The sequence below is a fragment of the Rhizobium sp. BK275 genome, assembly GCF_014193555.1.
Taxonomy (GTDB): Bacteria; Pseudomonadota; Alphaproteobacteria; order Rhizobiales; family Rhizobiaceae; genus Rhizobium.
In genome coordinates, this window is the sequence record NZ_JACHZL010000001.1 from 1,039,718 (window position 1) to 1,052,741 (window position 13,024).

Below are 13,024 nucleotides of genomic sequence, written 5' to 3' on the forward strand. Positions count from 1 at the left end.
CCTAGGCCTTGCCGTCCGACGCGCGATACGTGTCGATGACATCTTCGGCCGGAAGCAGCCTGTCGCAGATGAAATGCCCTGTGGGCAGGGGCAGACTGCCTGGATCAAAGATTGGTGTCATGGCGCGTCCTGGAAGTGAGCTCATGGGAAGCTACCGGAGGAAGGCGAGCAGCATGCGTCGAATGATCATGCAGGGACGACGGAAAATTCCGTGTTCGGCGGCACGACAGACAAATGTTCGGTCGTTGAGCATGTAAGTTACGGAGCATCGTCTGACGACAGTGGTTTCGAATCGACTTCCGGTCGTAACACGACAGATGCCGCGATCGGTTCATATCACCCGCTGCTACAGAAAATTGAAGAGCGTGCACAATCAAAAACAGAGATGAAGCCATGACTACAGACGTTCATGAGTTCCCTGCGCTTGCCATGATCCATACGGTCCCCGGAATCATCCCCGCGTTCAACGAACTCGTTGGCCACCATCTGCCCAGTTGGCGCACATTCAACATGTTAGATGAGAGCCTGCTAGGGAACACGATTCGCGAAGGCGTGCTGTCACGTCAAACGATGCGGCGGCTTGCGACTCACATTTGGTCGGCGGTGGATGCGGGGGCTTCGGCGGTCCTCGTCACCTGTTCCTCGCTCGGTCCTGCAGTGGATGCGGCAGTGCCGCTCTGCCCCGTACCCCTCTTCCGTATAGATGACGGGATGGCAATTGAGGCGATCCAGCGCGGGAGCCGAATTGGCGTCCTTGCAACTCTTGCAACGACAATGAACCCCACAACCCGCCTAATTGAACGCCATGCTCATAGGATGGGTCGGAACGTTTTCCTCACCAGTCGTCTTTGTGAAGGAGCCTTTGATAAATTGCGAAACGGGGACAGGGCGGCGCATGATGCGATGATACGTGAGGGTCTCGCTTCGCTCGTGGGCGGTGTCGACGTGGTTGTTCTTGCTCAAGCATCAATGGCAAATGCTCTAAATGAGATGAGCGAGGCATCGGTGCCAGTACTTACTAGCCCTGAACTTGGTGTGCTGCACATGTCCTCCGCACTAAACGCGCGCTTCCGCGTCCAGGAAAGTGTGCAAAGTTAGAGCAGAGGTTTGCCGGTTTTCAGCAGTTCCGAACAGGCCGTCGTGAACCTGCGCGATCTGATCGCAAGGAGGTGACCAAAGAAGGCTTCGTGCATCAGGCGGCGCGGCATCGGCTGAAGGAGACAGTTTGCTGCAAGCCGTCCCATCGGATGGTGTGCGCGGGGAGAAGGGAAAGGGAAATGCTTTTAGGAGTGATCGCCGACGATTTTACCGGCGCAAGCGATATTGCAAACACAATTGCAAAGGGCGTGGCGCCTAACGGCGGACTGCGTACCGCGCAGTTTCTCGGCGTACCGAAAACCGCTGCAGCTGCCGACGTCGAGGCGGGTGTGGTTGCCCTGAAAAGCCGAACTATTCCAGTCGAGGAGGCGGTAGCGCAATCCCTTGGCGCCTTGAACTGGCTTCTGGCCCAAGGCTGCCGGCAGATCGTCTTCAAGTACTGCTCGACATTCGATTCCACCCGTGACGGCAACATTGGACCCGTGGGCGAAGCGCTTGCGGACGCTCTCGATGTGAAAAGCGTCGTCGCATGCCCGGCTTTCCCCGGTGCTGGCCGCACTGTCTACATGGCGCACCTGTTCGTCCATGACCGGCTCCTGAGTGAATCCGGGATGCAGAACCATCCGCTTACGCCCATGACGGACCCCGACATTCGCCGATGGCTGCGATACCAGACCCGATCGTCCGTTGGGCACGTCGCGCTTGATACGGTTCGCAAGGGTGCCGAGGAAGTCGCCGCTACGCTTGCCGCGAAGGATGACACGTTGGTGATCGTCGATGCGATATCCGATCAGGATCTCATCACTATCGGGTCGGCGATTGCCGACCACAAGCTGGTAACAGGCGGGTCCGGCATAGCGATTGGTCTAGCCGAGAACTTCATTCGGTGCGGCCTCGCTACAGGAAACTCTGGCAGGTTGATCGGAAGAGATGGGCCGGAAGCGATCCTGGCGGGAAGCTGCTCAGGTGCGACCCGTGGACAGATCGATGTCCATAAGCGAAACCACCCGACTCTAGCCATCGACGTCGACAAGGTGATGAGCGGCGAAACCACCTCCGACCACGTCATAGAATTCATAACGGGCAATCATGGCGAGGCCCCGCTTGCCTACTCCTCCGGTACACCTGAAGAAGTCAAGGCCATTCAGGCGAAGTATGGTCGCGAGGAAGTCGCAGCCAAGCTCGACGCCTTTTTCGCCGACACAGCCCTCAAACTGGTTCGATCGGGCGTGACACGGTTGGTTGTTGCTGGCGGCGAAACGTCTGGCGCAGTCGTCTCGGCTCTGGATCTTGGGTCGCTGACGATTGGGCAGGAAATTGATCCGGGCGTGCCAGTCCTCCTTTCCGACGGCGAAAAGCCGATCGCTCTTGCCCTGAAGTCGGGCAACTTCGGCTCTGCCGATTTCTTCGTCAAAGCGCTGAAAAGGTTGAAAGCAAGTTGAGTAGCTCGGAAAACAGACTCCGCGAGGATATCGTACGCTTGTCGCAGTCGCTCTATGAACGTGGATTCTCGGTTGGTTCCGCAGGAAACATCAGCGCGGCCGTTGATGACGTTATCCTCATGACACCCACGAATTCCTGTCTCGGCTTTCTAGATCCCGTCAAGATCAGCAAAGTCACTCGTGATGGTCGGCACCTGTCAGGGGACCAACCATCCAAAGAAATTTTTCTGCACAAGGCATTTTATGAAACGCGGCCCCAGGCCGGAGCGGTGGTTCATCTTCATTCAACCTATGCAACCGCGCTCTCCTGTGTCACCGACATCGACCCTGACGATTGCATCCCGCCGCTCACCCCATACGTTGTGATGCGCGTGGGCCAGGTCAAACTCCTCGAATACGTGCGGCCGGGAGACGAGAAGGCGGGAGATTTGATCCGGGCGCTCGGGGGGCATTATGCTGCGGTGCTTCTCGCCAATCACGGCCCGGTCGTCACCGGAAAAGATATCTCGTCGGCCGTCTATGCGGCGGAAGAACTGGAAGAGACGGCGAAACTGCTCCTCATGCTGCGTGGCCTGCCAAAGCGGATGCTGTCGGATGAAAATGTGGTTGAGCTCAAGTCCGTTTTCAGCGCGTATTAGCCCTCCGCTGTAGCTGTAAAAACCAGAATTTTTGGAGACCATCGTTAGATCAGAATGAGGCGGTACAGGTGTAAATTGTGCTTGCCTGGGGATCTTTGGCTTTGGGCGTCAGTCAACAGACAGGGTTGAGCGGCAATAATTTCCGCTTCTGGACCCCAAGCGAGCCTTCGCTGGCTGGTCAGCATCAGCAGAGATGGTGGGTGGAGCAGCCCGTCGCCAAGCTGATCGCCGAATGACGTGTTCGCGCCGCATTCCGAACCGGCAGACTCCTGCTTGGCAATGAGAATCGCAGACGTTCAACCGCGATCGGGGTTGTGAACTGACCGAAGCTGGAACTTGTTACCCTGCTACATTGTAAATCTCGGCAAGGTCGCGTAGATCCCAGTTCCCGCCAGACAACACTGCACACACTTTTTCGTCGCGCTTGACGTCTATGCTGCCCGCCAACAGTGCTCCGACGCCAATCGAGGCGGCTGGTTCAGCGATCAGTTTCGCATCCTTGGCAAGAGCACGCATCCCGGCGATGATGTGCTCGTCTTCAACGAGAACGATCTCGTCCACATATTTTTCGATAATTGGATACGGGTTTTGACCCGGAACGCTTATCCTCAAACCATCCGCAATGGTGTTCTTCAAGGGGAGCGATGTGCGCTCCTTGTTTATCCGGCTGTGAAAATATTTCGGAGTCAGAGCAGGCTCTGCCCCGATGACGCGAACCGATGGTTTCGTTTCTTTTATCGCGGTGGCGATCCCCGAGATCAGGCCTCCGCCGCCCACGGGAACAATGACCGTATCTACGTCGTCCAGGTCCTCGAGTATTTCACACCCGATCGTTCCCTGACCGGCCATCACGATGGGGTCCTCAAAAGCGTGAACAGTTGCGTATTTGTTTTCTTCAGCGATTTCATACACCCTTTTCCATCTGGCGGCGGTGTCGCCATCGAAAAGAATGACTTCTGCCCCGAGGGCTTTTGTGTTCTCGATCTTGATTTTGGGCGTGGTCACCGGAACGACCAATATCGCTTTTACGCCCAGCATCCTGGCGGCATAAGCAAGCCCTTGGGCATGATTGCCCGACGACGTCGCAATAATGCCGTTTGCGATCTCTTCTCTCGAGAGCGAGAGAGCCTTGTTCAGGGCGCCGCGGATTTTGAAAGCGCCAGTAATCTGCAACGTTTCGGGTTTGAGATATAGCTGACAACCAGCGGCTTTCTCAATTTTGTCCGCGCGCAAGAGCGGCGTGTGTCTGACGTGCGGTTTCAGTCGTTCCTGAGCTTCACGGATGTCCTGAATCGTGGGGTAATTGCGCATGGTCATCACTCAAAAAACTGAAAGAACGTGCCGACGTTATTGGCTATGGCGTTCTGATGGACTTTGCTGGCTGTCGTATTGTCGTGTATGGCCATCCCAGTGGAATCGAAGATCGTGATTTCCTCATCACTTTCTCGTCCTGGCTTCTTTCCCAACAATACCTCGCCGATCTCGCCATAAATGTCGTCTTTGGCGATGATGTTTTTATTCAACGGGTGCCAGGTCTCGCCCTTTTCTGTGCATTGCGCGATTGAGTCCACGACTACCTTCGCGTTCCTGAAGAGCTCCGGATCCAGCTCCTGTTTGCCGCGTTGGTCGGTGCCGATTGCAACGATGTGCGTGCCGGGTTTCACCCAATCTGCTTCCACAAGCGACCCCTTCCCGCGAGTCGTCGTAATCAGGATATCGGCCTGCTCAACGGCTTCTTTTTTTGAGTTTGCCATGATTACGGGAATGCCAAATTCGCTTTCGATATCCGTCTTGTATTTGAAAAGCGTGTCCGCGCGACTGTCCCATGCGTGGATCACTTCGATCTTCATGATCTCGTTGATCGCCCGGATTTGCATTCGTGCCTGATTTCCTGTCCCGATCGATGCGATCGTCCTGGCGTTCTTCCTCGCCAGGGCTTTGACGGAGACGGCTCCGGACGCCCCCGTTCTGAGACCAAGGATCAAGCTTCCATCCATAACGCAAATCAACGCACCGCTCCTGGCATCAAACAGGAAAATGGTCGCCATGCCATTGGGCACGCCGTGTGCTGTCGGGTTATCAATGAACCCTCCGGAAGAGGCTTTCATGGAGATCACTTCATTGGCTTTGTAATAACCAAGCTTGAAGTCAATTTCCCCACGAGGCGGTGGGAGATCTATTCCGATATAGTCGGGTTGCTCCACCTGATCACTGTTAAAGGCTTTGTAAGCCTCTTCCACCGCGCCGATGATTTCCGTCATGCCGATTAGCCGTCTTACTTCATCCTTCTTAAGCAGCAGCGTTTTCATGCATGACCTCTCGATTTTTGGCTTCATGGGATGCACCGGCACGGCACACCCTGAACCACAATCACCATAGTGGGAGATCGGCGAGACCAGTGATCGCATTCGCAGCGACCTGAAGCAGATTGTTTTGTATCGTATGGGGGCTTTGGCAGAGAGTTGCGGCAGGCGTCTGTCCGAGCTCGGGCGAAAAAAATTGGAGGAGGTGCTTGCTCAGGTTGGTCCGCATGCGGGGACCTCATCTAAAAGTCAGCGACTTTACCCCAGGCAGATTTTCGGAAGCGATCCGGATGGTAGGGGCGGGGATCGACGATCGGCTCGTTACCGGTCACGATGTCTGCGATCAAGTGGCCGGCGCCCGGACCGATACCGAAGCCGTGCCCGCTGAAGCCGGCGGCGAGGATGAAACCCGGCACGGCGGCGATTTCGCCGATTCCCGGGACCCCGTCCGGCGTGCTGTCGATATAGCCCGCCCATGCGGCGGCGATGCTGGTGTTCTGCAGGGGAGGCAGGAGGTCGAGCGCGCGCAAATGGGTGAGGCGAATGGTGGTTTTATCGACCGCGGGATCAAGGATTCGCATGCGCTCCATCGGCGTGGGGGCGTCCAGTCGCCAGCGGGCCAAGGTCTCATGGCCGGAGCGGAAGCCCTCAAGCCCGCCTGGGGCTAGGCTGCGCCAGCGTTTGACGAACATCGGCAGAAATTGCGGCGAGAACCTGAGTTGTTGCGGCGTCGGGTCGACGCGGCCGCGACCGCTGATGGCGAGTGTATAGCCGCCGTCGGCGCGGCGCGTCACCGAAACGGCGGCCGTATGCAGCGCATCCGGAAGGCCGATGGCGCCCGGCGAGACGGCAAGGATCGACGAGCGGATAGCGGCCTGCGGAAAGCGGATGCCGAGCTGGCGGCAGAAGGATGAGGCCCAGGCGCCGCCGGCAAGGATCGCCGTCGTCGTGCGGATCGTCCCATGCTCGGTGACGACACTGGAAAGGCGACCGCCTTCTGTCTCTATGCCGCGGGCGGCGCAAGACTGGTGCACGGTGCCGCCAAGCTTGAGGATCGCACGCGCGACGGCGGGTGCTGCACTCGCCGGATCTGCGGTGCCATCAGTCGGCGAAAAGACGCCTCCCTTCCATGGCTTGCCGGTTGCGCGGCCGCGCTCGGTCGCCTGGGCGCTGTCGAGCATATGGGTGGTGACGCCGACGGTCCGGGCGAAATCGCGCCAGCGTGCCCAGCCGGCCAGTTCCTCTTCGCTATTGCTGAGGTAGAGCAGCCCGCAGCGGCGGAAACCGGTGTCCTCGCCGCTCTCGGCGGCGAAACGGTCCCAAAGATCGAGGCTCTTTGTCGCAATCGGCAATTCGCGGGCGTCCCGGTTCTGCTGGCGGCACCAACCCCAATTGCGACTCGACTGTTCGGCGCCGATCCGTCCCTTCTCAACGAGGGCGACCTTCATTCCGCGGCGGGCAAGGTAATAGGCCGCAAACACGCCGACAATGCCGCCGCCGATCACCACGGCATCGGCGGCCGCGGGAAGTGCAAGGGATGACTCAACGTATTGCAGGGGTGCTGGCATGAGGCGGTCTCCGGTTACTAATAATCTAGCGGGCTTTGCGGATACGGCGCTGCTGGAGTTCGACCGGCCTGCAGCAGAACATGCCGTCATGCCGGAAATGCGCAGACAGTTGTGCTTCGCGGGCACGCTCAAAACCAAATAGACAGACAAGGGCAATGTGTTACGGTTAATCAAGGGAACGCGGCAGCATAATCTGCCGCCTTCTGACGGCCGCAACCCGAAAAGGTGCTTCGTGAAACTCGATCGAATCGACGTCAAGATCCTCCACGAATTGCAGAAGAACGGTCGTATCACCAATGTGGAATTGGCCGATCTCGTGGCGCTCTCTCCGAGCCCGTGCCTGATGCGCGTGAAAAAGCTGCAGGCAGAGGGCTATATCGAAGGCTACTCGGCCCAGATCAATGTCGGCAAGCTTGGCCAGACCTTGACGGTCTTTACCGAGATCACCCTGAAAAACCACCGGCAGATCGATTTCGCCCGCTTCCTGGCAGCGATCGACAAGGTCGAGCAGGTCATCGAATGCCATCTCGTTTCCGGCGGCTACGATTACCTCGTCAAATTCGTGACGTCAGGGATCGGCGAATACCAGACGATCATGGAGCGCCTCACGGATATGGATGTCGGGATCGACAAATATTTCAGCTTCGTCGTGCTGAAGTCGCCGATCGTCAGGGCGCATATGCCGCTGACGAGCCTGTTTCCGCTGTAGAAACAGGCTGCAGCGCGGCCTTCAGAGGGCCTGTCTGCTAACTCCTGCTATAGGCGCGCACCAGTTCCGGATCCTGTGTCAGCCCATCGAGCCAGGCGGGATCGAGCTTCGGCACCGAGGAGAAGAGCAGCTGGGAGTAGGGGTGCTTTGCCGCCTTGATCTTCTCGGGCGTGATTTCCTCGACCTTCTTGCCGCCATACATCACGACGATTTCGTCGCAGATCGCCTCGACGACGGAGAGGTCGTGGCTGATGAAGATGTAGGAAAGGCCGAGTTCCCGCTGCAACTCCTTGAGGAGATCGATCACCGCGGCTGCGACCACCGTATCGAGCGCCGAGGTGATCTCGTCGCAGAGGATGAGCTTCGGATCGGCGGCAAGTGCGCGGGCGAAATTCACGCGCTGCTTCTGCCCGCCGGAAAGCTCTCCCGGCCGGCGATGGCGCAGGCTGCGCGGCAGGCGGACCATGTCCATCAATTCGTCGATGCGGGCGCTGCGCGCCTTGGCCGGCATGCCGTGGTAGAAGACGAGCGGCCGGTCGAGGATATCCTCGACCGATTTTGCCGGATTGAGCGCCGTATCGGCATATTGGAACACGATCTGCATCTCGCGCAGCTGGTCGCGCGAGCGCTCGCGGGCGCTGTGGCCGAGCTCCTTGCCGTCGAAGACGATCTTGCCGAAGGCGGCCGGCAGGATACCGGCGATGGTGCGGGCAAGAGTCGACTTGCCGCAGCCGGATTCACCGATAATGCCGAGGTTGCGCCCCTTCTCAACCGTCAAGCTGACATTTTGGACGGCGCGCACCAGAGGGAGGCCATCGGCCTGGCGCTGGCCGTAACCGGCAACGACGTCCTGGATGGCCAGCAGCGGCGCCGGCACGGCCTCTATATCGGCCTCCGCATTGCGCGCCTTCGGCTCGAAGGCGGCCAAGAGCTCGCGCGTATAGGGATGTTTTGCCGCGGTCAGGATTTCTTTCGTCGTCCCCGTCTCCTGGACCTCGCCGCCCTTCAGAACGACGATCCGGTCAGCGATCTGGGCGACGACCGCTAGATCATGCGAGACGTAGACGCCTGATATGCCGCCCGTCTTCATCGCCGACTTGAAGGCGCGCAGCACTTCGATCTGGGTCGTCACGTCGAGCGCCGTCGTCGGCTCGTCGAAGATCATCAGCTTCGGATTACCGATCAGCGCCATCGCCGCCGACAGCCGCTGCAGCTGGCCGCCGGAGACCTGATGGGGGTAGCGGCTGCCGATGATCTCGGGCTCGGGCAGCGAAAGCGCCCGGAAAAGCTCGACCGCACGGCTTCTTGCCTCTTCGGCGGACATCAGCCCGTGGATGCGGGTGACTTCGATCACCTGATCCATGATCGATATGGCGGGATTGAAGGCGGCGGCGGCCGATTGCGGTACATAGGCCACTTCGGTGCCACGCAGCCTGGCGCGCTGCTTTTCGCCGAGCTTGACCATGTCCTTGCCGGCAAGGGAGACGCTGCCGCCCGAAATGCGACAGCCCGGCCGCGAATGTCCCATCAGGGTGAGCGCGATCGTCGTCTTGCCCGAGCCGCTTTCGCCAATCAGCGCAACGATCTCGCCTTCTGATATGTCGAGGCTGACGCCCCGGATGATTTCGACGCGCCGGCCGGAATCGGTGGTGGCTTCGACCCTGAGGTCGCGGATTTCGACGAGATTGGTCATCACTCGCTCCGATCGCGGATTTTCTGCGGCAGGTTGTCGATCAACAGGTTCACGCTGATCGTGAGGCTGGCGATCGCAAGCGATGGGAACATGACGGCGGGAGCCCCGAAAGGCAGGCCGCCGATGTTTTCACGCACGAGCGCGCCCCAGTCCGCATAGGGTGGCTGTACGCCGAGCCCGAGGAAGGAAAGGCCGGAGAGCAGGAGAACGATGAAGACGAAGCGGAGTCCGAGATCGGCAAGCACGGGACCGACGATATTCGGCAGGATTTCCGAGCGGATCAGATAAAGGGTGCTTTCGCCGCGGATGCGGGCGACGGTGATGAAGTCCATGGAATTGACGTTGACGGCGAGCGCCCGCGCGAAACGGTAGGAGCCGGGAATATAAATCACCGAAAGCGTCAGGATCAGCACCGGGATCGACGACCCGACGGCTGCGACCACGACCAGGCCGAAGAGCTTGCTCGGGATGGAATTCAAGGCATCGAGAAAGCGGGAGAGCAGCGTATCGAGCCAGCCTCCGGCAACGGCCGCGATCATGCCGAGCACGACGCCGCTGAAGCAGGCGATCGTCACGGCCGCAAGCGAGATGCCGACCGTATAACGCGCGCCCATCAGGATGCGCGAGAAGACATCGCGGCCGAGATAGTCCGATCCCATCCAGAACTGCTGGGATATCGGACCGAAATAATCGTAATCGACGATTTCGCCCACGGGGTAGGGGACGAGCAAATGCGCGAAGATCGCGATAAAGGCCCAGAAGAGGATGACGGCAAGGCCCACGAAGCCGACCAGGTTGAAGCGGTAGCCGAGCCGGCGCGTCACGGCGGGCCGCTGTTCGATATGGGATGTCATCGCAGCCTCGGATTGGAAAGAATGGCAACAATATCGGCGAGCGTGATGAGGATGAGGTAGCCGACGCAGAAGATCATAGCGCAGGTCTGAATGAGCGGCAGGTCGCGCGTGGCCACTGCATCCACCATCAGTTTGGCAATGCCGGGATAGTTGAAGATGGTTTCGACGATGATGACCCCGCCCAGCAGATAGGATAGCGAAAGCGCGATCGCGTTGACGATCGGACCAAGGGCGTTCGGCAATGCATGCTTCAGAACAATGCGAGTGCGGGAGGCGCCTTTCAGCAACGCCATTTCGGCATAGGGCGTGTTCAGGGTTTCAACCACGGCAGCCCGCGTCATGCGGATCATCTGTGCCGACACGCCGAAAGTCAGTGTGATCACCGGCATCGCATAGACCCGCAGCATATCGGCGAAGGTTTTCGCTTCATTCGTAAGGGAAATTGCCGGGAGCCACTGCAGATAGACCGCAAAGAACAGGACCGCCGATGTTGCTATCATGAATTCGGGCACGGAGATCACGCCAATCGTAAGCACCGTGACCGCCCGGTCATAGAGCGAGCCACGCATCATGGCGGCCGTGATGCCGAGCGTCAGCGCGATCGGAACCGCGAACAAGGCGGTTACGCCGGCGAGTTTCATAGAGTTCACGAAACGCCCTCCGATCAAGTCGGCGATCGGCATGTCGTTGGCGTAAGAGGTGCCGAGGTCGCCGGACAGCAGCCCTGTCATCCAGTAGACGAAACGCAGGAAGGCCGGCTCGTCGAGATGCATGGCCTTGCGTAGCCCCTCGACCGCCTCCGGGGTCGCGGCCTGCCCGAGCAGGATCGACGCCGTGTCACCGGGAAGCATCGTCGTTGCGAAGAACACCGCGAAGGAGACGATCAGAAGCGTGACAGCGGAGATGAACAGTCGACTGGCAATAAGGGATAGGACCGGATTCTTCATATGCAGGCCTCCCGTCGGCCGTTGGCTGACAGTATATCACGAAAACAGGCGGACGACCGGGGGCTTATCGCCCCCGGCATGTGCCGATCAGCCTTCCAACCAGATATATTCCGGGAAGGAGTAGCCCATCATGCCGCCGAGCGGGTTGGTCTCGAGTCCCTTGACCTTGGAGGACACCGCATCGACGTTGGAGAGGTAAGCCGGAATGATGGTGCCGGCTTCTTCCGACACCATGACCTGCATCTCGTTGTAGATCTCGCGGCGCTTGGCCTGGTCGAGCGAGCCGCGCGCTTCGAGCAGCATCCGGTCGAATTTTTCCGACTTGTATTGGCTCTCGTTCCATGGCGCATCGGATGCATAGAGGAGCGAGAACAGGATGTCAGGTGTCGGCCGCGGATTGATATTGCCGAAATGGATCGGCGCCTTGAGCCAGTAGTTGTCCCAATATCCGTCGGACGGTACGCGCTGCACGTCGAACTTCATGCCGATTTCCGCGCCGGCTGCCTGGACGATCATGGCCATGTCGATTGCCGAATTCGCTGCATCGGACGCGATCACCGGGATCGACTGACCGAGAAGGCCGGCTTTCTCGAAGAGGAACTTTGCCTTTTCGGGATCGAACGCTTTCGGTTTCAGGTCTGCATTGTAATAGAAGTTCGACGGTGAGATCGGCTGATCGTTTCCGATCTCGGCGAGCCCGCGCAAGGCCGATTTTTGAATCTGCTCGCGATTGATCAGATACTTCATACCTTCCACGAAGCCCTTCTTGTCGCCGGGCGCTGTGTCCAGGCGGATATTCAGGTTCGTGTAATTGCCGGCGGTCGTCTTATTGAGGAAGAATCCTTCCTTGCCATCCACGAGGCGCACAGAGCGTGGATTGATGGCGGCAGCGAGATGGATGTCGCCCGAGAGCAATGCATTGACGCGGGCGTTGTCCTCGGCGATCGCGAAGAATTCGAACGAGTCAACGTTCGGATGGTTAGGCTTCCAATAATTCTTGTTCTTCAGGCCGACCGAGCGAACGCCGGGCTCGAAGACCTCGCGGACGAAAGCGCCGGTACCGTTGCCCTTGGAGAAGTCGGTCGTGCCGTCGGCGACGATCATGAAATGGTGCATGCCGAGGATCATCGGCAGGTCGGCATTCGCGTTTTCCAGCGTGATCTCGACCGTCAATTTGTCGACGGCCTTGAAACCGGTCATCTGCTTGGCGATCTTGGCGACCTTTGAGCCGACCGCCGGGTCGAGATGACGCTTCATTGAGAAGACGACGTCGTCGGCCGTAAGCGGCTTGCCGTCATGGAAGGTGACGCCGCTGCGCAGCTTGATCGTCCAGACCTTTGCGTCCTTGCTTTCGACCGACTCGGCGAGCTCCATTCGCGGCGTGCCATCGGACTGGATATAGGTGAGGCGATTGTAGAATGCGCAGCAGCGCACATAGTCGGTCGAAAGCGAAGCTTTCGCCGGGTCGAGCGTGTCGGCCGTCGAGGACGACCAGCCGGCCGCCTTGAGGGCGCCACCGGCAACGGGCGTGGCCGCGACCGCCTGCGAGGCGCGGCCGAGGATGAGGCCGCCCGCAGACATGGCGACGCCGCCGGCCAGCATCAGTTGAAGAAGTTCGCGACGGGTCGCGCCGCGGCGGATGGCGTTTTCGATCATTGCGTCGTCCGACGCGGTCCAGTTGTTGATTTTATCGCTCATGTCATTCCCCTTTTGTCGTCCGGTTGGGGGCTGCCCGTCTTTGCGAGCTTGGCCCGAGGTTGCATTGCTTGTAG

The 13,024-nt window shown here is 59.2% G+C and carries 11 protein-coding genes; 4 read left to right on the forward strand and 7 right to left on the reverse strand.

What is annotated here, in order from left to right; all coding sequences use genetic code 11:
- Nucleotides 1-393 precede the first annotated feature (393 nt).
- The 3 genes from FHT82_RS04750 to otnC all read left to right on the forward strand — a co-directional run bounded on the left by FHT82_RS04750 (nt 394) and on the right by otnC (nt 3,178).
- A complete protein-coding gene (locus FHT82_RS04750; RefSeq protein ID WP_183726772.1) occupies nt 394-1,098 on the forward strand; it encodes an aspartate/glutamate racemase family protein in 705 nt (234 codons plus the stop codon).
- A 179-nt stretch (nt 1,099-1,277) separates the two neighbouring features.
- Nucleotides 1,278-2,540, forward strand: coding sequence for a 3-oxo-tetronate kinase (gene otnK, locus FHT82_RS04755; protein WP_183727306.1), 1,263 nt, complete (start codon nt 1,278-1,280; stop codon nt 2,538-2,540).
- The gene (gene otnC, locus FHT82_RS04760) at nt 2,537-3,178 is read left to right on the forward strand and encodes a 3-oxo-tetronate 4-phosphate decarboxylase (RefSeq protein ID WP_183726774.1); all 642 of its coding nucleotides are present in this window, start codon (nt 2,537-2,539) and stop codon (nt 3,176-3,178) included. The genes otnK and otnC overlap by 4 nt, the downstream gene beginning before the upstream one ends.
- Nucleotides 3,179-3,517: 339 nt before the next feature.
- On the opposite strand, the gene FHT82_RS04765 is transcribed toward otnC, so the two are convergent.
- From FHT82_RS04765 to FHT82_RS04775, 3 genes are all read right to left on the reverse strand, one after another.
- Complete coding sequence (locus tag FHT82_RS04765) at nt 3,518-4,495, reverse strand: threonine/serine dehydratase (protein ID WP_183726776.1); 978 nt, start codon at nt 4,493-4,495, stop codon at nt 3,518-3,520.
- Entirely contained in the window at nt 4,495-5,487 is a 993-nt protein-coding gene (locus FHT82_RS04770) for an ornithine cyclodeaminase family protein (RefSeq protein ID WP_183726778.1), read from the reverse strand. Before FHT82_RS04770 ends, FHT82_RS04765 begins: the two co-directional genes overlap by 1 nt.
- A gap of 236 nt (nt 5,488-5,723) precedes the next feature.
- Nucleotides 5,724-7,049 (reverse strand): FAD-binding oxidoreductase, encoded by a 1,326-nt coding sequence (locus FHT82_RS04775; RefSeq protein ID WP_183726780.1) that lies wholly within the window; start codon nt 7,047-7,049, stop codon nt 5,724-5,726.
- 232 nt (nt 7,050-7,281) lie between these two features.
- Between FHT82_RS04775 and FHT82_RS04780 the strand changes: the two genes are divergently transcribed.
- Nucleotides 7,282-7,758 (forward strand): Lrp/AsnC family transcriptional regulator, encoded by a 477-nt coding sequence (locus FHT82_RS04780; protein WP_183726782.1) that lies wholly within the window; start codon nt 7,282-7,284, stop codon nt 7,756-7,758.
- Nucleotides 7,759-7,795: 37 nt separating this feature from the next.
- Here FHT82_RS04780 and FHT82_RS04785 read toward each other — a convergent pair whose 3' ends face one another.
- The 4 genes from FHT82_RS04785 to FHT82_RS04800 form a co-directional block, all read right to left on the reverse strand.
- Nucleotides 7,796-9,451: an ABC transporter ATP-binding protein gene (locus FHT82_RS04785; protein ID WP_183726784.1), complete on the reverse strand. Its 1,656-nt coding sequence runs from the start codon at nt 9,449-9,451 to the stop codon at nt 7,796-7,798.
- A complete protein-coding gene (locus FHT82_RS04790; protein WP_183726786.1) occupies nt 9,451-10,305 on the reverse strand; it encodes an ABC transporter permease in 855 nt (284 codons plus the stop codon). Before FHT82_RS04790 ends, FHT82_RS04785 begins: the two co-directional genes overlap by 1 nt.
- Complete coding sequence (locus FHT82_RS04795) at nt 10,302-11,252, reverse strand: ABC transporter permease (RefSeq protein WP_183726788.1); 951 nt, start codon at nt 11,250-11,252, stop codon at nt 10,302-10,304. The genes FHT82_RS04790 and FHT82_RS04795 overlap by 4 nt, the downstream gene beginning before the upstream one ends.
- 87 nt (nt 11,253-11,339) lie before the next feature.
- Nucleotides 11,340-12,950, reverse strand: coding sequence for an ABC transporter substrate-binding protein (locus FHT82_RS04800; protein WP_183726790.1), 1,611 nt, complete (start codon nt 12,948-12,950; stop codon nt 11,340-11,342).
- Nucleotides 12,951-13,024: the final 74 nt, after the last annotated feature.

What these genes read in the sequence shown, in the direction of transcription:
- FHT82_RS04750 (WP_183726772.1), top strand. Translation starts at nt 394, where the DNA reads ATGACTACAGACGTTCATGAGTTCCCTGCGCTTGCCATGATCCATACG.
- otnK (WP_183727306.1), top strand. Translation starts at nt 1,278, where the DNA reads ATGCTTTTAGGAGTGATCGCCGACGATTTTACCGGCGCAAGCGATATT.
- FHT82_RS04765 (WP_183726776.1), bottom strand. Translation starts at nt 4,495, where the DNA reads ATGACCATGCGCAATTACCCCACGATTCAGGACATCCGTGAAGCTCAG.
- FHT82_RS04770 (WP_183726778.1), bottom strand. Translation starts at nt 5,487, where the DNA reads ATGAAAACGCTGCTGCTTAAGAAGGATGAAGTAAGACGGCTAATCGGC.
- FHT82_RS04775 (WP_183726780.1), bottom strand. Translation starts at nt 7,049, where the DNA reads ATGCCAGCACCCCTGCAATACGTTGAGTCATCCCTTGCACTTCCCGCG.
- FHT82_RS04785 (WP_183726784.1), bottom strand. Translation starts at nt 9,451, where the DNA reads ATGACCAATCTCGTCGAAATCCGCGACCTCAGGGTCGAAGCCACCACC.
- FHT82_RS04790 (WP_183726786.1), bottom strand. Translation starts at nt 10,305, where the DNA reads ATGACATCCCATATCGAACAGCGGCCCGCCGTGACGCGCCGGCTCGGC.
- FHT82_RS04795 (WP_183726788.1), bottom strand. Translation starts at nt 11,252, where the DNA reads ATGAAGAATCCGGTCCTATCCCTTATTGCCAGTCGACTGTTCATCTCC.
- FHT82_RS04800 (WP_183726790.1), bottom strand. Translation starts at nt 12,950, where the DNA reads ATGAGCGATAAAATCAACAACTGGACCGCGTCGGACGACGCAATGATC.